We start from the raw sequence: 23,896 nt of genomic DNA on the forward strand, positions 1-23,896 counted from the left end.
GGGAGCGATTTTCAGCGTCGCTTGCGACGGTCTGTAGGATGACGGGCAGAACGCCGTCATAAAAATGGGCGCAGTATAAACGAAAACGTTTGCGTGCGCACCACGGGTGATAAATGCGCAATACATCCGGCTACAAAGTCAGCAAGGGATTAGCGGCCCCGCTTGGCATCGTCGGAGAATCGTGCCACTCTGCAATCAGCATTTTCAAAACTGGTTATTATTCAAAATAAAGGGGATCCGAACGTAATGAGTGCACCGCAAGCAGAAAAAAGACCCCATCCGTTGACCACTCATGGCGATACTCGAGTTGATAACTATTACTGGCTGCGTGATGACCAGCGGAGCGATCCGCAGGTACTGAATTATCTACGGCAGGAAAACCGTTATTGTGACGATGTGATGGCGCCTTACCGCGACCTTCAGCAAGCGTTGTATGACGAAATGGTTAAACGGATACCGTCTGAGGATATGTCGGTACCTTATGTTCGCAATGGTTATCGCTACCAGAGCCGTTATGAACCGGGCAAAGAATATGCCATCTATCTGCGTCAGCCTGAACAGATAACTGACGAATGGGAAACGTTGCTGGATGGTAATCAGCGAGCGGAGAACCACGATTTTTACAGCTTGGGGGCGCTGGAAGTCAGCCCGAATAACCAGCTTCTGGTACTGTCCGAGGATTTCCTCTCCCGCCGGCAATATGACATTCGTTTCCGCGATCTGACGAGTGGGGAATGGCTGCCAGATGTGATTGAAAAGGTATCTGCCGGTGCTGAATGGTCTGCCGATTCGACCACCATCTATTACGTGCGCAAGCATCCGCAGACCTTATTGCCTTATCAGGTTTATCGGCACCATTTGGGCGGCGATCCGGCGGATGATGAACTGGTGTACGAAGAGCTGGATGATACCTATTACGTCAGTTTGGGAAAAACCACTTCTGAGCGCTATATCACCATCTACCTGAGCAGCACAACGACGACGGAAGTGCGATTGATTGACGCGGCGGATACGGCGTCGGTGCCGCAGGTATTCATCCCGCGTCGTAAAGACCATGAGTATGGGGTAGACCACTACCAGAACTCGTTTTATCTGCGTTCCAACCGGGAAGGCAAGAATTTCGGTCTCTATCGTTCGCAGAAACCCGATGAAAGCGAGCTGGAGACGTTGATCGCTCCATGTGAGCATCGCGTATTGGAGGGATTTGAACTTTTCCGTGACTGGCTGGTGGTTGAGGAAAGGGAACGGGGCCTGACCAGCCTGCGCCAGATCCACTGGCAAACGCAGGAAGAGAAAGCGATTACTTTCAATGATGCCAGCTATGTTACGTGGCTATCCTATAACCCGTCCCCGGAAACCGCCTTGCTGCGTTACGGCTATGCATCAATGACGACGCCGAGTTCGCTGTATGAACTGAATATGGATACCGGACAGCAGCAGCTGTTGAAGCAAGCCGAAGTGAAAAACTTTACGCCGGGGGACTACCAGAGCGAGCGCCTGTGGATCAAAGCGCGAGACGGCGTAGAAGTTCCCGTATCGCTGGTCTACCACCGGGAACATTTTAAACCGGGGCAGAATCCGATACTGGTATACGGCTACGGCGCGTATGGCAGTAGTATGGATCCCGATTTTAGCGTTAGTCGGTTAAGTCTACTGGATAGGGGATTTGTTTTTGCGTTGACGCACATTCGCGGCGGTGGCGAATTGGGACAGACGTGGTACGACGATGGACGATTGCTGAATAAAATGAACTCCTTCAATGATTTCATTGATGTTTCTCAGGCGTTGATCGAGAAAGGCTATGGCGATCGTCAAAACATGTTCGCGATGGGCGGCAGTGCCGGTGGATTATTAATGGGGGCGGTGGTCAATCTGGCTCCGGATCTGTTTAAAGGTGTAGTCGCTCAGGTGCCGTTTGTGGATATCCTGACTACCATGCTGGATGATTCTATTCCGTTAACGACGGGAGAATATGACGAGTGGGGCAACCCTCATGATCGTACCTACTATGACTATATCCGACAATATAGCCCGTACGATGGCGTCACGGCGCAGGATTATCCTCACATGCTGGTGACCACCGGGCTGCATGACTCGCAAGTCCAATACTGGGAGCCCGCGAAATGGGTAGCTAAACTGCGTGACATGAAGACGGATAACCGATTGCTATTGATGTATACCGATATGGATGCCGGACACGGTGGCAAATCTGGGCGTTTTAAACATTATGAGGATATTGCGCTGGAGTATGCGTTCTTGCTGATGGTGTTGGAAAAGTCTGACAGTTAGTGCCGTTGCTTACCACGAGTAAACCCGCAGAAAGGCGGGTTTACCGAGCAGCATGATAGTTTTAATTGATGTCAGCCTGTGGTTGAGCTTTCTTTGCCTTTTTGTCCGCCCGTTTTTCCGCAGCGGTTTTCTGGGGTTTCTTCTTGCTGTTCTTTTTGCTGTCCATTCCTTTACTCATATCTTACCTCGCTTGAAAAAGGTTGGTTTGCCTACCCATTAACCGCCTGTTTTACCCAATATGCAAGGGGAAAAACGGTTTTTATTGCGAGTCTGCTGAGCCAAAAAAATTATTTGGCTTTGGGTTCATAGGGAAGGCGTGAAAACTGGAGTGAGAGTTGACGATAAACGGCAACGCGCTCACGAAAATAACTGCGCAGATGTTCAGGTTGCTCTTTTTCAATCATTTCAGGAATGACAGGCATGTTATACCGCTCTTTGAAAGCAACCCCGGACGCCGCTAAATCAACATTAACCTTATCCATTTCTTCTTTAGAAAGTTCCGCCAGGTTATGTCCCATCGCGTTTTCTCCTGATTCATGGTGACGATATGCTGGCGTCAAGGTAAAGCAGAGCCATAAAAATCGCAAGTGATACGAGGCGCCTTTCCTGATTGCCGATGTGTTGAGCGAGTTACCTGACCTTATCTGGATCGCGTATCGGGAAGAGGTGGCAGGCAGAGCCAGTATCACCTGTATTTATCCCTCATCAGAATCACTGACTTTCATCATCTATATCTTGAAATTGAATATATCCATATTTATTTCTTACTGATAATAAAAATGATTATCAAAAAGATTAAGAGTTTATTGATAATGAAAATTACTATCAGTAAAAAATAATATTTGATTGATTTTAAAGTTAATAGTTATTTATTGTTAATTTAGTTAATAAGATGTTTTTTATTTTTTATCTTCAGGGCATAATGATATTCAATTGATTTACCTGCCAGAAAAATAAGGGATACCAATGTTAAAAAAAGAAATGATACAAAAACTGAATGAGCAACTTAATCTGGAGTTCTATTCTGCAAATTTGTATTTGCAAATGAGCGCATGGTGTGGCGATAAAGGTTTTGAAGGGGCGTCCGCATTTTTAAAAGCCCATTCTCAGGAAGAAATGGAGCATATGCAGCGTTTGTTTGATTACCTGGACGACACGGGCAGCCTGCCAATTCTGGGGGCGATCGCTGCGCCGCCGGTCGAGTTCACGTCACTATCTGACGTTTTCAAGCTCACTTATGAACACGAACAGCTTGTCACCTCGAAAATCAATGAACTGGCACATGCTGCGATGACGCAGCAGGATTACTCAACCTTCAACTTCCTGCAATGGTACGTTGCTGAACAACATGAAGAGGAGAAGTTGTTCAAATCCATCCTTGATAAGCTATCGCTGGTTAATACCAACGACGGCGGCCTGTTCTTCATCGATCAGGATCTGAAGAAAATGTCTGCTGCTGTTTCAGGTGCAGCAAACTAATGCCATCAGGCCATTTTTAGCTGGCATGGGATGAGAGCGTGACTCATCCCATGTTGTTTTCTACCGCTTTCCCTTCCTGATTTTCTTGTCTACGGCGCACGGATTTACCGACAAATGGCGCAGGTTCTGTGCTACGCGTTGCCATTCTGCCAGATTGATTGCTTATCGATAAGCATGGGTTTGCCGCTCGACTTCATTGGATACTGCCGTTATGATCGCTCACAGAGTCTATATGCAACCTTATGTTTTATAAGGTTTGATATTTGTCTTTGTCCGGGTAGGACGGTTTGTAAATATGATGTTGCATAATCGTCTGGATAATCATGTTCAGGAACATCTGATGAAGAAACTATTGCCAGCTATTATTCTCGCTTCTCTGTCTGTGAACGCATTTGCTGCGGCGAAACTGGCGAACATTAGTCGCCTGGAATATGGAGAACAGTGGGCCTTTACGCGAGAAGAAGTTCAGCTGATTTGTCGTCCTGGCAAGGCGATATATGCTTTGCACACCGGGACATTGATGCAATATCCGCTCAATGACGCGGCGACGGAACAAATGAAGGCCGGGCTGGTGAATGCCAAACCGATAGATGAAATTTGGCTTGATGACCCTAAAAATCCCGGCCAAAAGAAAAGCCTGCAACCTTTTATTGAACGGGCCGAGTCACTCTGCCTGCCGGATAAAAAATCCTAAAGTGATTGATTCTCATTCAGTTGTTAATCAACAGATACCGGATGGTTATCGTAAAGTGTGAAACTTGTTCCATTTGTGATAGCTACTAGATGGTTGAGACTGGAAAATGCAGGGGAGTTTACTACGCTTAAGTAGCAAGGCTAGTTCAGCTTGTATAAATGCCAACTTTTAGCGCACGGCTCTCTCCCAAGAGCCATTTCCCTAGACCGGATACAGGAATCGTATTCGGTCTTTTTTTAACTAATTGATTTATAACAATTTGTTTTTCAGATCCACGAAAATACACGAAATTCGATATTCGGTCTTTTATAAATAGGTGTATTCTTTCCCCCTCGAATCCAGATATTTATCGGTCATTTTGGCTGATTTATGGCCGAGTAGCTTCTGGGCAAACTTCTTTCCTCGCTCCTTTTCGTAGAGCCGGCCGATAAGACTTCGTATTTCATGAAAGGGTGGCGGACTTTCAAAGAAACTGAAGTCAGCGTTAAGTCTAAAATCATAGAAGCTAAAACCACCAAAAGGGTATATCAAGGGAATAAAAAAGGGGAATTATTTACCGCCGGATAGCCCAAATAAAACTATACCGTAGCTGTCAGCAAAGCTGGTCTTGAAAGAACCCAACAAAAAATATTCAAAATCTGAACTATGGAAAAAGCCACTGAAGATTATCGCGATGCTGCTAAAATCAAAATGGTCAGATGGATGTTGTTCTGTCTTTAAAAGAAGTCGGGTTGCTACAGAAACTGGATGAAATCCCATCATTAAATCGTTCTTCCTGGCCTTTGCGTAAACAAGGGGCCAGGATGATGCCAATGAGTTGTTGGAGGAAAAGTTGTTGGCTTGTTAACTGAGCGGGGGGGAACGCCCGGACTCAGGGCGTTCGGTGGTTAATTAAAATTAGCCTTACACTCTGATAGGTCAGTGAATTTCGATTTGGAAACCCATGTGTATTTGAACGTGTCACCCACTAAATATTGAGTGTCCCGTAACTCCTGCCTTTTATCATAAATTGGCTGGTCATACACATGACGGCCAATCTCTATTTTGCCCCAACAGACGGGCGGTTTAGTTTCGGTGCAGGCTATAGTCAATAAAGGGAAGGCAAACAAACAGAGATATTTCTTCATAAATAATTTCCATACGCATTATCTATTTTGTTTCATTCGTTTTTATAAACCACACAGTTGCATTTTATTTCAACCAGTTGCGAATACACATGATCGGCGTCAGTAAAAAATAGAAATCCGGTTTGAGTGAACGAAAATTTCCCGAATTTTCTCGAAATACGTCATAACTATTCATGGCTTTTTACTTGACGATATGACGGATGTAAAAAAGCCCACCTTTCAGGTTTATGCCGTTCACTTAAGCGTAGGTATCCCCTCGCACAGTTGCTGTGGTCACTTCCGGTCTTTCGCCCCTTAAACGAGCGGCATTAACCTTTCTGGTGGGCTTCGCTTTCCCTGATGTCATCGTTATTGTTTGCATTCCACCATTATGATGACATCAGATGTGTATATTTTATAAACGTTTATACAGATCAATTCTTCGTTATTGATCGGTTATGGCGATCAATGTGTTATCGGTACCTGGCATCTGCGGTTTAGAAACAACTCCCGATCCCGGTCATAAATCATGCCTGGATGCGATATATCGGGCCAGCATGATGGAATATCAGCGACACAAAGGAACAGGAGGCGAGTCAATTAACGCTGTATCAGAAGGGGGATGATGAGTTGGCGTATCAAATAGAGAGATTAATTATTAGTTTGCTAGCTTTATAAAAAAAAACTCCAATTCCGTAAAATTGGAGGCGTCAAAGTCGACTAACACCAGGGAAACGTTTAGTTAATTTTAAAGATAGCAGTGTAATAAAAAGATTCCAGTCTCAAAACGATTTTTATAACCATAAGAGATTCAATGTTGGGTTAGTTCATATGCGAGGGATAAATAAGCTTTGTGTAAAGAGGGGATAAAAACTCACTCTGAATGGCGCCGGTGAACAGGCATCGGTGTTCTGGTGGTGTGCATCGCTGACAATACGTGATTCGATAGGATTAAATAACAGAATATGACGAATCTTCAGGCGATTAATAATTCCGTAGTGTAATAATAACACTTCAAAACAAAAATCCGCCTGTATGAGGCGAGTGTTCATCTCTATCACCAATGAACTTATTTATACAGCTTTATACAGCGACGCCGTGCCGTTCAGTTGGTTAATGGATGTCGGATAGACAGCGTTTATCATTCAAAAAATTGTCTATTTTCTGTTGTGCCATCCTATGGCGTTACGCAGTAGGATAAAGAAAGGTAAAAAAATATTCATAAACATAAAACGAAAGGAATAACTATGCAGATATCAGCACGTCGCTTAGCCACGCTCACTCAGGCATTGTTACAAAAAGTTGGCTGTGAGGAGGCTGAGGCTACCTGTGTCGCCGAGCATCTGGTTGCCGCCAACCTGAAAGGACATGATAGCCACGGGGTTGGCATGCTGCCGCATTATGTGAGCTTTATTCACGATGAAATTATGCATCCGAACACGCCAGCCCGTTTATTGCGCGATGGGGGCGCGGTACTGCAATTCACCGGCGATCGCGGGTTTGGGCAGCGTACGGGCAAAGAAGCGATGCAGGCGGCGATTGCGCGGGCCAAAACCACTGGCGTATGTTTAATGACGCTGTCATCTACCTGCCACCTTGGACGTATTGGAACCTATGGTGAGATGGCCGCCGACGCCGGGATGGTGTCGATCCATTTCGTCAACGTCAACGATCTGGACCCGATTGTAGCCCCGTGGTGTGGCAGCGAAGCGCGTTTCGGCACCAACCCTATTTGTATCGCGTTCCCGAAGAGCGAACACAATGCTGCGTTTGTGCTCGATTTCGCCACCAGTATTGTGGCGCTGGGAAAAACCCGCGTTGCTTATCTGGCGGGTAAAAAGTTTGATGAAGAAGTGATGTTGGATAGTCATGGCCGGTCGACCAATGACCCCCGCGTCATGTGGGAAGGTGAAACGCATGGCGCATTGAAACCCATCGCCAGGCATAAAGGCGGTGGGCTGATTATTGCGGCGGAAATGCTGGCGGGGCTGTTATCCGGCGGCGGCACGATTCAACCGGAGAATGAACGGCATGGCGCCATTGTAAACAATATGACCACTATCGTGATCGATCCTTCCTGCATGGTATCCATGACGTGGCTACAGCAGGAATATGATGCCATGCTTGACTATGTCCGCTCTTCCCGGGCGCCGGATCCTGGGCAACCGATTCTGATTGCTGGCGAACCAGAAATCAGAACCAAAGCGCAGCGTGAAGCGGAGGGTATCGAACTGTCCGATCAGGAATGGCAAAAGATTGTTGAAGCGGGCGTGTCTTTGGGTATGAGCCCGGATGAATTTGTGTGATGCGGCGCACATGCTACGGGTCGCGCCGGAGAAGATTTGAACCGGAGGAGGTGGCGTAGTGCGAGGATTGTTGGTTAGTCTGATTATTCTGGGGGGGCTGATTGTTTTCGCTCCCTGGATCCTGCGCCACCTTCCGCCCGGTTATGATCCGTTTTCGACGTTGTCGGTTGACGATCCGCCAACTTTTGTTACCCGATACAAATTGAGGCAGTTGGCGAGTAACCCTGAAGAATGTCTGACGGTATTGGCACAGGCGCAAGAGAAAGGGCGAATTACCTTTTCACCGGCGAATGATGTGGAAGGGCAATGTCCGCTATCCTCGCCTGTCCGCGTACAGCGTTTTGGCGCGGTCGGACTCAGTACCAGCTTTCTGGCCAGTTGCCCGCTGGCGCTAAGCAGCACGATGTTTGTTACGCAATCGGCTATTCCGCAAGCGTCGCTGTTGGGAACCTCGCTGATTCGGATTGACCATGTCGGCAGTTATGCCTGTCGAAATATTTACCATCGTCCTGAGGGACGATTAAGTGAACATGCTACGGCGGATGCCCTGGATATTGTTGGTTTCCGTCTGGCTGACGGCCGTCAAATCAGCGTATTGAACCAATGGCCGGAAAATAATGAACGCGGGGACTATCTGCGGGCCACCTTCAGGGATAGCTGCCGTTTTTTTGGCAATTCACTGGGGCCAGAATATAACGCCGCACACGCAAACCATTTTCATCTGGGTATGAGAGGTTTTGGCGTGTGCCGATGACGCTGATTGAACGGGCGCGGAGGATTAAAAATCCGTGTATTCCTGTGCCGGTATCCAGAAACCGTCGATAAATTCTTCAATAGGGTAACATCCCGCGCGGCGCAAACGTTGCTCGTCCATGGCCCGCAGGCATTGTGCTTCCGTATTGTAGGCACCGGCCACCAGTTCATCACAGCCATGCCCGAGGTAACAAACAAATATCACCAGTGCAAACATGATGCCCTCAACTTTCCGATGTTATATCCGCCATTTTTAAAGCCGCAAGGGATCCTGCTACCCGTTTTCCCGCACCTTGAAATCGCCTGGGTATCTACCATTCAATGCAACGGTTATTTCCTGATACGCTACTGGCAATTGTAGATGAAAACGCTGGAGAAGTGAGGATGCTCGCGTTTATCCGGTGGTTTTATCACCACCGGATAAACACGGGGGGCAGATGAGAACGTTGTTTAGTGACGCTCCGGGCCGGCAGCGCCGGCGCCATCCCGGACCAGATCGCGCGGCAGGTTGTTTTTGATCCGGCTGCCAATACGCTTGGCAAGACCAACGGGACAATTCTGATAGGTGAGCAGCAGTTCATTCGCAACGGGAAGGTGGTCCGGGTAACTGTCTTTGCCCTGAAACCATTCACTGGCCTGTTGGGGTGTCAGCGCATAACCGTGGCAGGCATCGGCTTTTGCCAGGGCAATGACGGCTTCATGCTGCCAGCGATAGCCTTTGGGAAAGCGTTCCGCCAGTTTGATGCCGATCCGCGAGAATTTGATATTGCCAAACGCAGAGATCAGCGTGGTGGGGAACAGCCAGATTTCACTGTCGCGCTGCCATAGCTGGTGTTGATTGCGGTCCCATGTCAGACCTTGCTTTTCTGCCGCCTGAATCATCAACGTTGCATCTTTGGCATTCAGCGGCGAAAACGGGAACTTACCGACTTTATAGCCCGGAGCGGGGAGCGGCGGTACGCTGGCCGTTTTCCTCAGGCGTGCCACAAAGAATCCTTCACTGTCATAGATTTGCGGAAAAACATGTAAAAACCCTTCCTCGGTGGCGGCCTGTGATGCATTCGGAAAGAGGTCGGCTAACGACTCGAACTCGCAAGCGTTGGGAAACTGCTGCCGTAACCAGTGGCAAACCTGCTGATTTTCCTGTGTGTTCAGGGTACAGGTAGAGTAGATCATGACGCCGCCGGGCTTTAACGCGTGGAAGGCACTCAAAATCAGATCGCGCTGGGTAGCGGCGATGCTGGCAATGCTTTCAGGCGACCAGTGACTCATGGCTGCCGGATCTTTGCGAACCACGCCCTCGCCAGAGCAGGGCGCATCCAGCAGAATGGCATCGAAATACTCGGGTAAGGCCGCGCCAAACACCCGGCCATCGAAATGCGTGATGGCTGTATTGCTCACGCCGCAGCGACTGATGTTGGCATGCAGCACTTTGACCCGGCTGGCGGAGTATTCATTGGCGATAATCCCGCCCTGATTATTCAGTCGGGCTGCAATTTGCGTTGTTTTGGAACCGGGGGCGGCGGCAACGTCCAGAACCTTTTGCGGCAATGCGTGGTCATGAAATAAAGCGCTGACCGGCAGCATCGAACTGGCTTCCTGAATATAAAACAGGCCGCTCAGGTGTTCCAGCGTATTGCCCAGTCGCATACTTTCATCGTCTGCATTCGACAGCCAAAAGCCCTCTTCGCACCAGGGGATCGGGTCAAGCTGCCATTGATAGGGTTCAATCAGTTGCAGGAAGGCTTCGATGCTGATTTTTAACGTATTGACACGAATGCTACGGCGCAACGGTCGTTGGCAGGCGGCAATAAAATCGTCCATCGAAAGCTGGGCAGGCATGATCGCCCGCGTTGCATCAAGAAATTCAACAGGTAAATTGGCCGGAGTCTGTTTAGCCACGCGGGATGTCCCATTACAGCGATAAAGATTAAGTGGCGGAGTTTACCATAAAAATGATTACCGCGTGGGTCAGGCAGGGGCAGTATCACTGCCCCCTGACAGCGTTTAGTTTGCCGGAATTGCCGTTCCCCATTGACGCCACTCTTTTGGCTCTTCATTACGCAACAGGAAATGTTTGCCTTCCTGCGCCTGCGGTGATAGTGGGGTGGTGGCCGGCGTCGCAAACGCGATACCACCACGGATAAACTGCTGGAATGTGCCGCTTTTTATCACGCCGCCGGTTAACCCGAACTGTAGGTTATAGCCGGAAGCCAGCCAGAATACGGAATTGTCTCTTACCAGATGCTGGTAACGTTTACTGATGCGTAATGCAACGGAGATGCGATCGGAGAGTATCCCCAGCGATAAACCGGTGACCGTTCCCACCTCAATACCCCTGAATAACACCGGCGTTCCCACCTGTAGCGCGCCAGCTTCCGGCGCATCCACGCTGATATTTAATCCATCCTGATAGCGTGAATCGGAAATGGTTGCTTGCTGTAGTTCAAAACTGCGAGTGACGCTGCCGCTGCCCGGTTCAACATTGATATAAGGCTGGAATAATGTTTCCAGATGATTCACGCCGGCCGCTGAAATTTCCGGTGTCACCACGGAAAAACGCGTGCCTGAACGGGCGAAATTACGCACGTATTCGGGATAAAGCACCGCCTGCACCCAGACTTCATTACGCTGGTCGGACAGTTTCAGTGAATCAAGCTGACCGATATCGATACCCAGGTAGCGAATAGGCATTCCCGGTGACAGCTTGCTGGCATCGTAAGTACGAAGGATGATTCGGCTGCCGACCGCACGGGCTGCCGTCTCATTATTGTAGAGGACGCGTTTACCGCCTTTGATTTCAGGCGCGCCTTCGAGGTTATCAAAGCTGATGGCGCCTTTCAGCGCACGATTGAGCGGCGATGCCTGCACGGTTAAACCCGACGTATTCAACTGTACGCGCGCGCCGCCCTCGGCCCAGAACACACTGTTATCAGTCAGCAGCTTGCGGTGTTCCGGACGAATATAGACATCGACTTCAAAATAATTCGCTTTGGGCCGGACGTGCATGATTTCACCCACCTCAAACTTACGGTAGAGCACAATCGAACCATCCTGAATATCAGGCAGGCTGTCCGTCACTAACGTAAGGGTCGGTGAGGGGGTCGTCCCACGAATGCCTTCCTGTGCTTTTTCGAGGTCGCTGAAAAGCGGATAACTCGTCAGGATGTCACCTTTGCTGCCAGGCAGTACCTGAATGCCTCCGCTTACCCATTCCTGCGCACTGGCGCCCAACACCTGTATGCCGTCCAACCCCACTTTAACGTTCACCCGGCTGTTGACGATGAACTTACTGTCCTTATGCAACAGATGACGGTACTGTGGCTCGATCGCCAGAGTAAAACTGACGCCTTGTTCATCCAGCGTGCGCTTAACAATTTGACCAATTTGTACGCCGTGCAGCAAAACAGGCTGTCCACTGTCGATGCCATAGCTTTGCGCCGCGTTCAGCTGTATGGCGAGGGCGCCAGGTTGCGACAACGGCTGCTGGCTGCTGTCCAGCACTTCAAAATGTTGCCGGGGGCCGCCTTCTCCGGGAATCAACGTCAGCGTCGGCCCGTTGAGCAGTCGGGAAATGTTCAGATCGTTAAGTGATAGTTTGGGTTTGGTCAGTTCAATACGCGTGCCTTCACGCATCAGGGAAACCACGGCGGGATCGATAATCAGTTCGCCATTGACCCGCTGGCTGTCGGGAATCAGAGTGATTTTGTTCAACGTTCCGACTTCCAGGCCCTGATACATCAGCGGCGTACGGCCTTCGGCCAGCCCGTCTCCTGACGGCAATTCAAGCGTTATCATCACCCCGCGCTGACTTTGCGCCAGATCGGGATATAAACGGTAGGATTGTTCGGCGCTGGCTATTTCACCGCTTTCCGGAGAATCGAATGCAATCGCGCCGTTAACCAGCGCGGACAGATTTTCCATTTCAACTTTGGCGCCGCTAAAGCTGATATCCGCATTGAAACCGGACACGTTCCAGAAGCGGCTGTCCTTTTTCACCAGATTGGTAAAGCGTCGCTCAATCAGAACGTCGATCGTCACGCTATGGTGATCTTGCGAAACCGTATAGTCATACACTCTCCCCACCGGGATTTTGCGGTAATAGACCAGCGAGCCGTTATTCAGTGAACCTAAATCATCGGCTTGCAGGTGAACTAACAGCTCACCGGTATTCACCCGATATTTGGGTTGTGTATCCAGGGCGGAAAAATGTGACTGTGGTTCGCCTGAACCCGGCATCATGCCAATGTAGTTGCCGCCGACCAGCGCATCGAGGCCGGAGACGCCGGCAAGGGAGGCTTTGGGGGTCACCAGCCAGAATTGCGTACCGGTACGCAGAGCATCGGCCATGTCGCTTTTGATGCTGGCCTCGACCTGAATGGTGCGCAGATCGTCACTGAGCTTGATATCTTGCACGGTGCCGACTTCAACTCCCTGATAACGAACTGGCGTGCGCCCGGCGACAATGCCGTCCGCGGAGACGAAATCAATCGTGACCGTCGTTCCACGCTCCTTTTGATTGGTATAAACCAACCAGCCGGCAATCAGTAGCGCAATTAACGGCAGCAGCCAGAAAGGCGAAAACCGATGTTTATTCTTCACTGTTGCCTGATTTGATATCTCGGGTTTGTTGTCTTGCATCGTTATCCCACATCAGTCGGCTATCCAGCCATTCAACGGCCAGGATAGTTAGCACCACCGCCGCCCCAAAATAAAAAGCGGCGGGCCCCATCGTAAAAGCGAGTAGTTGATCGCGGTTGACGAGCGACATCGTCAACGCAATGACAAATAAATCCAACATAGACCAGCGCCCGATCCAGGCAATCATTCGCAATAGCCGCATTCTGGCCATGATGCCTTGCTCGATCCGGAAATGAATACTGAGCAACAGACTAAACAGCACTACGACCTTGGTAAAAGGCACCAGAATACTGGCGATAAATACCACCAGTGCCACCGGAATATTGCCGGATGCCAGCGAGAGAATACCGGAAAAAATGGTGTCTTCGGTACGAACGCCGTTCACATAGATAATCGAGATCGGCAACAGGTTGGCTGGAAACAGGAAAATGACCGATGCAATCAGGGCGGCCCAGGATTTTTGCAGGCTATGCCGTCGCCGCAACCGCAAAGGGACATGGCAACGCGGGCAGCGTCCCTGGTTATCGGGTGAACTGGTAAAGTGGCAGGCGATACAGATTCGATAGTGTTCTGGTGAAATAACCGGGCGCAGGCGGGGGTAAAAACGCTGCCACAGCTGATCGGTATTCAGATGGATCAGCGTCAGAACGCTCAATGCCATTAGCGCCAGAAATGCAATCAAGCCGTGCCCCGGCTCGACATCGGCAAATTCCCGGACTTTGATGGCGGCCACGGCCATCCCCACCAGATAGATATCCAGCATCATCCATTCTTTCAGCCTGTCCAGCATCAGCAGGATAGGACGCAGGTTCATGCCGATACGCGGCGCAAAGAACAGATACAACAGCGCGAAAACCAGCGTCAGCGGAACGCCGACGGTACAAAAAGCCACCATGCTTGCCGTTACCGGGTTTCCCTGCCGGGTAATCTGCCAGATGCCTTCAAACAGGCTGGCATTGATGGTGACGCCAAGCAGCCGAATGCTGATTAACGGTTCGGTAAAAGCAAACGGCATGAGGACCAGCATGGCAACGGCCATGGCGGTCAGCCGGGAGATGGGCCAGTCGAGCCCCGAACTGACTTTGGCATCGCAGCGCGGGCAGTTGGCCGTCTGGTTGCGCTTGAGTCCGGGTATCATAAAGAGCGCATCGCACTCCGGACAGCGATGGTAACGCGCTATGGTCTGTGATGACGCCGTAATGCCGTCCACCCGCGGCGGTCTGGAAGACGGAACAGGGGCAGGACTGATTATGTGATGTATCTTCATATTTCCTGCTGTCAGGTGAACAGGCACCATTTTAGTGTATCAGGTACTGGCGCATAACCGAACGCTGCCATAGCGTAACTGAATGATGCCTGACATAAAACGCGGCTACACTTTATTTATGCGGTTTATGGCTATGAGAAAAAGACATATAGCGGATAAGATACGCGGTTGCGATGTTGATATGGTGTTCGGCGCATAAATAGCACATTATGCCCGTTGCCTGCATGGTAATGCGGAGAATTCCGTGCGCGGATGAATAAATCTTATGGCATCCTGTAGCGGGTATTTTCGTATTGTGATTTATGCTGTTATCTGTCTGAACTGAAAAGACAACTACATATTATTATGAATAAACAAGAATTTTATAAGGATTTAACCCGTGATTTGTCATCGCTGATCGCGGGAGAAAATCGTTTTATAACAATACTGTCAAACAGTAGCGCATTACTATTTGAGCGTTTGGATGGGGTTAACTGGGCTGGTTTTTATCTACTGGAAAACGATACGCTGTTCCTGGGACCTTTTCAGGGACGGGTTGCCTGTGTCCGTATTCCGGCGGGCAAAGGCGTATGCGGTCGGGCGATCGCTGAAAATCGAATCCAACGCGTAGATGATGTGCATGCCTTTCCCGGTCATATTGCCTGCGATGCAGCAAGTAACGCTGAAATTGTCCTGCCGCTGATAGTCAGCGGTCGATTGATCGGTGTTTTAGATATTGATAGCACGATTTATCAACGGTTTGACGCGGATGATGAAGAGGGTCTTAAAGCCGTGGTGAACGTACTTTGTGCTCAACTTGAAGAGAGCGATGTGCTGACTTTTATCAATTCTCTCACGTTGAGACAAGGATAACGTAGCAATTGCTGATGGCGTCATTATAATGACGCCTGTTCATGCCTGCGCCGGTTGGCAAACCCGTTGTAATCAGGAAATTTCATGGAAAATCAACCTAAGTTGAACAGCAGTAAAGAAGTCATTGCCTTTTTGGCAGAGCGATTCCCGCTTTGTTTCACTACTGAGGGTGAAACTCGCCCGTTAAAGATCGGTATATTTCAAGATCTTGTTGAGCGCGTGCCGGAATCAGATAACGTGAGTAAAACGCAATTGCGTTCTGCATTGAGGCTCTATACCTCAAGCTGGCGTTACCTGTACGGCGTTAAACTGGGCGCTCAGCGCGTGGATTTGGATGGAAATCCATGCGGCGAGTTGGAACAGCAGCATGTCGATCATGCCCGTAAGCAACTGGAAGAAGCGAAAGCCCGGGTTCAGGCACAGCGTGCTGAGCAACTGGCCAAAAAACGCGAAGCAGCCGGGGAATCCGCCGAATCCGCTCGTACCCCACGTCCTCAGGGAAAGAGCGCGCCGCGTCGTGACCGTGATGGTGCCAACACCGCACCGCGTAAATCACGTCAGTCCTCGTTCCGCCAGTCGACGTCATCTTCTCAGCAATCCGTCAAAGCGCAGCCACGGCAGGCCAAACCCGCCGTCAGCGAGCCTCAGCGTGTTGCGGTTACGGATGTTTCCAAACTGCAAATCGGTCAGGAAATCAAGGTCAGAGCCGGCAAAGATGCCATGGATGCTACTGTGCTTGAGATTGCCAAAGGTGAAGTCAGGGTTCAGTTGGCTTCAGGTCTGGCAATGATTGTGCGCGCAGAACATTTGCAGTTCTGATACGGAGGCCAACCTGGGCATGAACAATTTAGTCAGAATGACCGCCATTGCGGGTTTGCTGTTGACAGGCGTCAGTTTTGCAAATGTAAATGCAAATGAAAATATTACACGCGCTGAGCAAATTCCTCAGCTTCAGCAGGAGCCTCAGCATGCAACGGTAAGCGATCGCGTTGCGTCACGTTTCCTGCGCTCCCATTATCGTCAGTTCATGCTGGACGATCAGTTCTCCGAGAAGATTTTCTCCCGCTATCTCAATATGCTCGACTACAGCCACAATGTGTTGCTGGCATCGGATATTGCGCAGTTTTCCAATAAGAAAACGCAACTGGGCGAGGAGATCAAATCAGGTAAGCTGGATATCCCTTATGCGCTTTATAATCTGGCGCAAAAAAGACGTTTTGAACGTTACCAATACGCGTTGTCGTTACTGGAAAAGCCGATGGACTTTACCGGCAACGACACCATCGATCTTGACCGCAGCAAAGCGCCCTGGCCGCAAAATGCGGGGGAGCTTAATCGGTTATGGGATGCCAAAGTCAAGTATGACTGGCTGAGCCTGAAACTGACCGGTAAAGATGACAAAGATATCAAAGAAACACTGACCAAACGTTATCAGTTTGCGATTCGCCGTCTGGCGCAGAGCAACAGCGAAGATGTTTTTCAGTTGGCCATGAATGCTTTTGCGCGGGAAATCGATCCGCACACCAGCTATCTCTCTCCAAGGAACACCGAACAGTTCAATACGGAAATGAGCCTATCGCTGGAAGGTATTGGCGCGGTGTTGCAAATGGATGACGATTACACCGTGATTAACTCCATGGTGCCCGGCGGTCCGGCGGCGAAGAGCAAAAGCCTCTCCGTTGGCGATCGGGTGGTGGGCGTGGGGCAGACCGGCAAACCGATGGTGGACGTTATCGGCTGGCGGCTTGACGATGTTGTCGCATTGATTAAAGGGCCGAAAGGCAGCAAGGTTCGCCTGGAAATTCTGCCGGCGGGTAAAGGGACGAAAACCCGGACGGTGACGTTGACGCGTGAACGCATTCGTCTTGAAGACCGTGCGGTGAAGATGTCGGTCAAGAATGTCGGCAAAGAGAAGGTTGGCGTACTGGATATCCCTGGTTTCTATGTCGGCCTGACGGATGACGTCAAGGTTCAACTACAGAAGCTGGAAAAACAGCATGTCAGCAGCATTGTTATTGATCTGCGCAGCAACGGCGGCGGCGCGCTGACGGAAGCGGTCGGTTTGTCCGGTCTGTTTATTCCGAGCGGCCCGGTTGTTCAGATTCGCGATAATAACGGTAAAATTCGTGAAGATAGCGATACTGACGGCATAGTGTATTACAAAGGACCGCTGGTGGTGCTGGTAGACCGTTTCAGCGCATCCGCATCGGAAATCTTTGCGGCGGCGATGCAGGACTATGGCCGTGCGCTGATTGTGGGCGAACCGACTTTTGGTAAAGGTACGGTACAGCAGTATCGCTCGCTGAACCGCATTTACGATCAGATGTTGCGTCCTGACTGGCCGGCGTTAGGGTCTGTTCAGTATACGATTCAGAAATTTTATCGTATCAATGGCGGCAGCACGCAGATGAGAGGCGTCACGCCAGATGTGATGATGCCAACCGGAACGGAAACGGTTGATACCGGTGAGAAGTTTGAAGATAACGCGCTGCCGTGGGATAGCATTAAAGCCGCTAACTACACGAAGAGCGGCGATCTGAAACCGCTGATCGGTTCGCTGAACGAGTATCATCAGGAGCGGATTGCCAAAGATCCTGAATTCCAGTATGTCGCTCAGGATATCGCGCGCTATAACTCGACGAAAGACAAACGCAACACGGTGTCGCTCAACCTTGCTCAGCGTGAGAAGGAAAATGAAGACGACGAAGCGATGCGTCTGGGACGAATCAACGAGCGTCTGGCAAGGGAAGGTAAAAAACCGCTGAAATCACTGGAAGATCTGCCAAAAGATTATCAGGCACCCGATCCTTACCTGGATGAAACGGTACACATTGCGCAGGATTTGGCGCAGGAGCAAAAAGAGTAAATCTCTCTGTTTGCTTGCTTTTGCCAACCCTCCCCTGCGAAGGGGAGGGTTGAGTAAGCATCAAAAGATTAACGACCCGCTTTCAACTGCTGAAAATAGGTTTCGTACAGCGTGCTGGCGCTGCCAACATCGTTTTGCCACTCACCTTTATTGATTGTTTCTTCATCCGGATACAGCGTTTTGTCACCTGACACCTCGGCAGGCAGCAGTTTCTTCGCTGCAAGATTCGGTGTGGGGTAACCAATGGTCTCAGCTACCTGTGCGGCAATCTCGGGACGCAACAGGAAGTTAATCATTTTCATCGCGCCATCGACGTTTTTAGCATTAGCCGGGATAGCCAGACTGTCCATCCAGAAAATACCGCCTTCTTGCGGCCAGACCACATCCAACGGGGTACCCGACTGACGGGCGACATACGCGGAACCGTTCCAGACCATTCCCAGATTCACTTCACCTTCCATAAACGGATTACCCGGATTATCGGAATTGAAGGTCAATACGTTAGGCATTAATTTCTTCAGTTCGTTATAGGCGGCTTCAATCTCTTTCGGATCGGTGGTATTGGCGGAATAGCCCAGCTTACGCAGCGCAATCTGGAACACTTCGCGAGCATCATCAGTCAGCAGCAGGCTGTTTTTATACTTGGTGTCCCACAGATCGGCCCAGCGAGTGACGCTGGCCGGGTCGATAGCGTCAACGTTAACGCCAATTGCCGTTGCGCCCCAAATATAGGGGACGGAGTATTCGTTGTCAGGGTCAAAGGATTTGTGCAACAGATTCGGATCAAGATTGTGGAAGTTGTTGAGCTTGCTGGTATCAATCTTTTGCAGCATGCCCTCTTTGCTCATTTTGGAGATGAAATAGGTAGAAGGCACGACCAGATCGTAGGCGCTGTCCTGATAGGTTTTCAGCTTGGCATACATGCTTTCGTTGGATTCATAGGTGGAATAAATCACCTTGATGCCCGTTTCCCTGGTGAACTGTTCCAGCAGTCCGGGCGGTACATACTCTGTCCAGTTATAGAAATAAAGAGTTTTACCGTCGTTGGCATTGGCGCTGCTAAGCCCCAAAGCCAGCGTGCAGGCTGCCAGCAGATGTGACCACGTCTTCATATTGTTTATCTCCTTAAATTTCCCAAAGGATACATACCGCTATTTTAAAACCTGTTGGGTATAAGTATTACAGGCTAGTGATTAAATGTGATGTAGTTTTCCTAATCCTGGTTTTGCCATGCATTCCATATTATTTCCTGGTACGGTCGCGCAGGATCAACTGACTGCTGAGAACCAAAAGTAACGATAATATGAGCAACATCGTCGCCAGCGCGTTGACTTCCGGAGAAACCCCAACCTTGACCATCGAGTATATTTTCAACGGCAGAATTTCATATGTCGGGCCGGTGACAAAAGACGATACGACCACGTCGTCCATGGATAAGGTGAAACTGAGTAACCAGCCGGCAGCAACCGCCGGCATGGCTAACGGCAGAATGATTTTTCGCAGAATTATGACTTCACTCGCGCCCAAATCGCGGGCCGCCTCCAGCATTCGAACATCGAATCCTTTCAGACGCGAATAGACGGTTATCACGACGAAAGGCAGACAGAATGTAATATGAGAAAACAGCAGCGACCAGAATCCCAGTGAAATCCCCAACAGCATAAATAGCACCAGCAGGGAGATCGCCATGACGATATCGGGTGACATCATCACGACGAACAACATGCCGCTGACGAACGGTTTACCACGAAAGCGATAGCGATAGAGCGCAACGGCGGTCAGAGAGCCGATCAACGTGGCAAAGGTAGCGGAAAAAACCGCCATAGTCAGCGAATGCTGGGCGGCCTGCAACAGGCTGTCGTTGTTCAGCAGCCGGCGATACCAGTCCAGCGTAAAGCCTTGCCAGTTAATGCCGAAGCGTGCCTGATTGAAGGAGTTCACAATTAAAATAATGATGGGAATGTACAGATAGGCGTAGATGATAGACATAAATCCGCCACGCAACAGGCGTCCAATCATGCCAGTTCCTCTTTCTTGTTCAGCAGGCGGGCCGTGCGGTAGTAGATAAACAGCAGTACCCCCATGATTAAGGTCAGGCAGATACTGGTCGCTGCGCCAAATGGCCAGTCACGAATGTTAAGGAACTGACTTTTGATGACATTACCAATCAGCAGGTTTTTGGCTCCGCCCATCAGGTCTGCGACGAAGAACAGCCCCATTGCCGGCAACAGCACCAGCAAACAGCCCGCAATGATCCCCGGCATGGTCAGCGGAATGACGATACGGATGAATGCCTGCCACTTGTTGGCGCCCAGATCGCGGGCGGCTTCGAGATACGCCTTATCCAGTTTCTCGATGCTTGAATAGAGCGGCAGCACCATAAAAGGCAGCAGGATGTAGATCAGGCCGAGCACCACCGCTTCGGAGGTGTACATAATGCGTAAGGGGGCATCAATGATGCCGGTCCACATCAGGAATTCATTCAAATGTCCGCGCGTGCTCAGAAATATTTTCAGCCCATAAATGCGAATCAGTGAATTTGTCCAGAAAGGGACAATCAGCAAAAACATCATCAGCGGGCGGATTCGTTCTGGCAGGCGGGCCAGGATAAAGGCGAAGGGATAGCCCAGAATCAGGCAGCAAAGCGTCGCGATCGCCGCCATATTCAACGAATGCAGCAGAACCGAGGCGTACATGGGATCGGCAAGACGGGCGTAATTGTCCAGCGTGAACACCAGACTAACCAGATCGGTATCGTCACGGGTCAGGAAACTGGTGCCGATAATCATCAGATTCGGCATGAAAACGAACAGCGCCAGCCAGGCGACGATGATCGTGATAATAGCGTTCTGAAAGCGTTTACGCGGCTTCTTCATCGTGCAGAACGACCTCCCAACTTTCGACCCAGGTCACGGCGACTTTCTGATCGAGCGAGTGATCAAAATCAGGGTCGTCCTCATTGAAGAACTCACTGACCATCACCATTTTGCCGTTCTCAAGCTCAATGTTGGATTCCAGCGTCATGCCTTTGTAATTTCGCTCGCGCACATACCCGATGATCCCCTCGGCCTGCGTGCTGTCATTGATTTCCTCCACCCGCAGGTCTTCCGGTCGCAGTAACACGTTGAGGTGCTGCCCGATGCTAACCGGGAAATTGACCGTAACCACGCACTCGTGTTCTTCCACACGAGCGCGTACCCGCTGTTCGTCAATTTGTTCTAACACGATGGCGTCAAGCCTATTGATTTCACCGATAAAGCTGGCCACAAACAGGTTCTTCGGCTCTTCATAGATTTCTCGCGGCGTACCGTCCTGCTCAATACGGCCATCGCGCATCACCACGATGCGGTCAGACATGGTGAGCGCTTCTTCCTGATCGTGCGTCACAAAAATAAACGTAATGCCCAGCGTACGTTGCAGGGCTTTCAGTTCATTTTGCATCTGCTTGCGCAGCTTGTAGTCGAGCGCCGAAAGCGATTCATCCAGCAGCAGAACTTTCGGCTGATTGACGACCGCCCGGGCAATCGCCACGCGCTGCTGCTGGCCGCCGGAAAGTTGGTGAGGACGACGTTGCGCCAGACTGTCCAGTTGCACCATCTTCAGGGCTTCAATCACGCGCGGGGTAATTTCGGCCGCCGGCGTTTTCTGCATCCGCAGGCCGAAGGCAACATTGTCAAAAACGCTAAGGTGAGGAAATAGGGCGTAGCTTTGGAATACGGTATTAATGTACCGCTGCTCGGCAGGCTGGTGGGTAATATCCTGTTTTTCTAATATAACATTGCCGCTATCTACGGTTTCCAGACCGGCGATTAACCGTAATACGGTGGTTTTACCACAGCCGGAGGGGCCGAGAATGGTCAGAAACTCGCCGTTATTAATGGTGAGATTAAAGTGAGAAATGATGTCTTTGCCATCAAAACTTTTATGGACATCGATCAACTCGACGACCGGTGTAGCGCAAGCGTTATCTTTCATTAAGGTATTGCTCTGTTTCCAAGTATGGCGTGTCCACGGAAGATCCGCTGTGATGCATGCCAAGGGTTATCACCTTTCAGCCTACGAACTCAGTTGAGGGCGGCATTTTACGGGAAACGATGCTCAACGCCAACTTGTGTTGGCATACTTCTGACCGGGAATCTGGATTGCCTGATAAAAGGGGGCGGGGGAATGATATCTGAATATTTCATGATTGTTCTTTTTTTGATGATAATCTGTGAAATATGGCCGGTGGGGCAACGTCTTTGTCGTATTTTGCTACCTTGAAAACGAGGCTGAATAGTGGAAATTACGGTTTTCCCGCTTCAGGGCGCTAACACAGTAAAAACTGACCTGACGCAATATCTGCGTTGATAGCCATCCTCATAATGCAAAACAGGGCTCCAGAGGGCAATAGAGATGGATAAATTACTCGACAGGTTTTTAAACTACGTTTCTTTTGATACTCAGTCAAAATCCGGCGTTCGGCAGGTACCGAGTACAGAAGGACAACTCAGACTGGCGCGTGCTTTGCAACAGGAACTGCTGGAGTTGGGATTTGAACAGGTAACGCTTAGCAAACATGGCTGCGTGATGGCGACGCTGCCTGCGAATGTCGCCTGGGCGGTGCCGACCATCGGTTTTATTTCTCATATGGACACGTCGCCTGATTACACCGGGAAAAATGTCAATCCGCAAATACTGGAAAACTATCGCGGCGGTGATATTGCGTTGGGGATTGGTGACGAGGTGCTGTCGCCGGTGATGTTCCCGGTGTTGCATCAACTGTTAGGTCATACGCTGATTACCACCGACGGCAAAACGCTGCTGGGTGCGGATGATAAGGCGGGAATTGCCGAAATTATCACGGCGATGATGCGATTGAAAAAACGTCAGGTGGCGCATGGGGAAATTCGCATTGCGTTTACGCCCGATGAAGAAATCGGCAAAGGGGCACAGTTCTTTGATGTGAAGACATTTAATGCGCAGTGGGCCTATACCGTTGACGGCGGCGGCGTTGGTGAACTGGAGTATGAAAACTTTAATGCCGCCTCGGTGACCGTAAAAATTGTTGGTAATAACGTGCATCCAGGCAGCGCCAAAGGCGTGATGGTGAATGCGCTGACGCTGGCGTCTCGTTTCCATCAGGAAGTCCCTGCCGAGGAGTCTCCCGAAAAGACCTCGGGTTATCAGGGGTTCTATCATTTGCACAGTGTCAAAGGTGTGGTGGAACGCGCGGAAATGCACTATATCGTGCGTGATTTTGAGCGTTCGGGCTTTGAACGACGCAAACAGAAGATGATCGACATCGCCGAAAAAGTAGGGGCGGGTCTGCATCCCGATTGTTATATCGAGGTGACGATAACCGACAGCTATTACAATATGCGGGAACAGGTCGAGCAACATCCGCATATTATTGCGCTGGCGCAGCAGGCCATGCGGGATTGCGATATTGAACCTGTTCTCAAACCGATTCGTGGCGGAACCGATGGCGCGCACCTGTCGTTTCAGGGGTTACCGTGCCCGAATTTGTTTACCGGCGGATACAATTACCATGGAAAGCATGAGTTTGTGACGCTGGAAGGTATGGAGCAGGCGGTATCCGTCATCATGAGAATTGCCGAATTGACCGCCCAGCGGGCCAAACCACAGTAAGCCTATTTTATC

General features: G+C 50.1%; 20 protein-coding genes and 1 pseudogene. 9 read left to right on the plus strand and 12 right to left on the minus strand.

The window, feature by feature from the left end; translation table 11 throughout:
- The first annotated feature begins 246 nt into the window (after positions 1 to 246).
- Positions 247 to 2,289, plus strand: a complete 2,043-nt coding sequence (locus DDT52_RS07975; protein WP_136155876.1) for a S9 family peptidase — start codon at positions 247 to 249, stop codon at positions 2,287 to 2,289.
- Between the two features lie 287 nt (positions 2,290 to 2,576).
- Here DDT52_RS07975 and DDT52_RS07980 read toward each other — a convergent pair whose 3' ends face one another.
- Complete coding sequence (locus DDT52_RS07980; RefSeq protein WP_136155877.1) at positions 2,577 to 2,807, minus strand: DNA polymerase III subunit theta; 231 nt, start codon at positions 2,805 to 2,807, stop codon at positions 2,577 to 2,579.
- Between the two features lie 448 nt (positions 2,808 to 3,255).
- Here DDT52_RS07980 and ftnA point away from each other — a divergent pair, with 448 nt between their 5' ends.
- Together ftnA and DDT52_RS07990 are read left to right on the plus strand one after the other, a co-directional pair.
- Positions 3,256 to 3,768 carry a non-heme ferritin gene (gene ftnA, locus DDT52_RS07985; RefSeq protein WP_136155878.1) on the plus strand — a complete coding sequence of 171 codons (513 nt, stop codon included), beginning with the start codon at positions 3,256 to 3,258 and terminating at the stop codon, positions 3,766 to 3,768.
- Positions 3,769 to 4,108: 340 nt separating this feature from the next.
- Complete coding sequence (locus DDT52_RS07990; protein ID WP_136156075.1) at positions 4,109 to 4,462, plus strand: YebY family protein; 354 nt, start codon at positions 4,109 to 4,111, stop codon at positions 4,460 to 4,462.
- A gap of 306 nt (positions 4,463 to 4,768) precedes the next feature.
- Here the strand turns inward: DDT52_RS07990 and DDT52_RS21150 are convergent.
- From DDT52_RS21150 to cor, 3 genes and pseudogenes are all read right to left on the minus strand, one after another.
- Positions 4,769 to 4,927: pseudogene (locus DDT52_RS21150) on the minus strand (tyrosine-type recombinase/integrase); the annotation flags it as partial.
- Positions 4,928 to 5,011: 84 nt separating this feature from the next.
- Positions 5,012 to 5,224, minus strand: a complete 213-nt coding sequence (locus tag DDT52_RS08000) for a hypothetical protein (RefSeq protein ID WP_136155879.1) — start codon at positions 5,222 to 5,224, stop codon at positions 5,012 to 5,014.
- 125 nt (positions 5,225 to 5,349) lie between these two features.
- Complete coding sequence (cor, locus tag DDT52_RS21480) at positions 5,350 to 5,589, minus strand: phage exclusion lipoprotein Cor (protein WP_425591538.1); 240 nt, start codon at positions 5,587 to 5,589, stop codon at positions 5,350 to 5,352.
- 1,226 nt (positions 5,590 to 6,815) lie between these two features.
- On the opposite strand from cor, the gene DDT52_RS08005 reads away from it, so the two are divergent.
- Positions 6,816 to 7,874 carry a malate/lactate/ureidoglycolate dehydrogenase gene (locus tag DDT52_RS08005; protein ID WP_136155880.1) on the plus strand — a complete coding sequence of 353 codons (1,059 nt, stop codon included), beginning with the start codon at positions 6,816 to 6,818 and terminating at the stop codon, positions 7,872 to 7,874.
- 58 nt (positions 7,875 to 7,932) lie between these two features.
- Positions 7,933 to 8,628, plus strand: coding sequence for an extensin-like domain-containing protein (locus tag DDT52_RS08010; protein ID WP_136155881.1), 696 nt, complete (start codon positions 7,933 to 7,935; stop codon positions 8,626 to 8,628).
- A gap of 24 nt (positions 8,629 to 8,652) precedes the next feature.
- Here the strand turns inward: DDT52_RS08010 and DDT52_RS08015 are convergent, their stop codons facing one another.
- The 4 genes from DDT52_RS08015 to yebS all read right to left on the minus strand — a co-directional run bounded on the left by DDT52_RS08015 (position 8,653) and on the right by yebS (position 14,535).
- A complete protein-coding gene (locus tag DDT52_RS08015; protein WP_109054934.1) occupies positions 8,653 to 8,844 on the minus strand; it encodes a YdfD/YebW family protein in 192 nt (63 codons plus the stop codon).
- Between the two features lie 233 nt (positions 8,845 to 9,077).
- Entirely contained in the window at positions 9,078 to 10,529 is a 1,452-nt protein-coding gene (rsmF, locus tag DDT52_RS08020) for a 16S rRNA (cytosine(1407)-C(5))-methyltransferase RsmF (protein WP_136155882.1), read from the minus strand.
- Between the two features lie 105 nt (positions 10,530 to 10,634).
- The gene (locus DDT52_RS08025) at positions 10,635 to 13,268 is read right to left on the minus strand and encodes a PqiB family protein (protein WP_136155883.1); all 2,634 of its coding nucleotides are present in this window, start codon (positions 13,266 to 13,268) and stop codon (positions 10,635 to 10,637) included.
- The gene (yebS, locus tag DDT52_RS08030; protein ID WP_136155884.1) at positions 13,219 to 14,535 is read right to left on the minus strand and encodes a membrane integrity lipid transport subunit YebS; all 1,317 of its coding nucleotides are present in this window, start codon (positions 14,533 to 14,535) and stop codon (positions 13,219 to 13,221) included. The genes DDT52_RS08025 and yebS overlap by 50 nt, the downstream gene beginning before the upstream one ends.
- Before the next feature lie 345 nt (positions 14,536 to 14,880).
- Here yebS and DDT52_RS08035 point away from each other — a divergent pair, with 345 nt between their 5' ends.
- From DDT52_RS08035 to prc, 3 genes are all read left to right on the plus strand, one after another.
- Positions 14,881 to 15,387: a GAF domain-containing protein gene (locus tag DDT52_RS08035; RefSeq protein ID WP_109054938.1), complete on the plus strand. Its 507-nt coding sequence runs from the start codon at positions 14,881 to 14,883 to the stop codon at positions 15,385 to 15,387.
- A gap of 84 nt (positions 15,388 to 15,471) precedes the next feature.
- Entirely contained in the window at positions 15,472 to 16,206 is a 735-nt protein-coding gene (gene proQ / locus DDT52_RS08040) for an RNA chaperone ProQ (RefSeq protein WP_136155885.1), read from the plus strand.
- A gap of 19 nt (positions 16,207 to 16,225) precedes the next feature.
- A complete protein-coding gene (gene prc, locus DDT52_RS08045; protein ID WP_136155886.1) occupies positions 16,226 to 18,253 on the plus strand; it encodes a carboxy terminal-processing peptidase in 2,028 nt (675 codons plus the stop codon).
- 68 nt (positions 18,254 to 18,321) lie between these two features.
- Here the strand turns inward: prc and potD are convergent, their stop codons facing one another.
- From potD to potA, 4 genes are all read right to left on the minus strand, one after another.
- Positions 18,322 to 19,365, minus strand: coding sequence for a spermidine/putrescine ABC transporter substrate-binding protein PotD (potD, locus tag DDT52_RS08050; RefSeq protein ID WP_136155887.1), 1,044 nt, complete (start codon positions 19,363 to 19,365; stop codon positions 18,322 to 18,324).
- Positions 19,366 to 19,495: 130 nt separating this feature from the next.
- Entirely contained in the window at positions 19,496 to 20,272 is a 777-nt protein-coding gene (gene potC / locus DDT52_RS08055; RefSeq protein ID WP_136155888.1) for a spermidine/putrescine ABC transporter permease PotC, read from the minus strand.
- Positions 20,269 to 21,129, minus strand: coding sequence for a spermidine/putrescine ABC transporter permease PotB (gene potB, locus DDT52_RS08060; protein WP_136155889.1), 861 nt, complete (start codon positions 21,127 to 21,129; stop codon positions 20,269 to 20,271). The genes potC and potB overlap by 4 nt, the downstream gene beginning before the upstream one ends.
- Positions 21,113 to 22,228 carry a spermidine/putrescine ABC transporter ATP-binding protein PotA gene (potA, locus tag DDT52_RS08065; RefSeq protein ID WP_136155890.1) on the minus strand — a complete coding sequence of 372 codons (1,116 nt, stop codon included), beginning with the start codon at positions 22,226 to 22,228 and terminating at the stop codon, positions 21,113 to 21,115. Before potA ends, potB begins: the two co-directional genes overlap by 17 nt.
- Before the next feature lie 420 nt (positions 22,229 to 22,648).
- On the opposite strand from potA, the gene pepT reads away from it, so the two are divergent.
- Positions 22,649 to 23,884 carry a peptidase T gene (gene pepT / locus DDT52_RS08070; RefSeq protein WP_136155891.1) on the plus strand — a complete coding sequence of 412 codons (1,236 nt, stop codon included), beginning with the start codon at positions 22,649 to 22,651 and terminating at the stop codon, positions 23,882 to 23,884.
- Positions 23,885 to 23,896: the final 12 nt, after the last annotated feature.

It is taken from the genome of Brenneria roseae subsp. roseae (assembly GCF_003115845.1).
Taxonomy (GTDB): Bacteria; Pseudomonadota; Gammaproteobacteria; order Enterobacterales; family Enterobacteriaceae; genus Brenneria; species Brenneria roseae.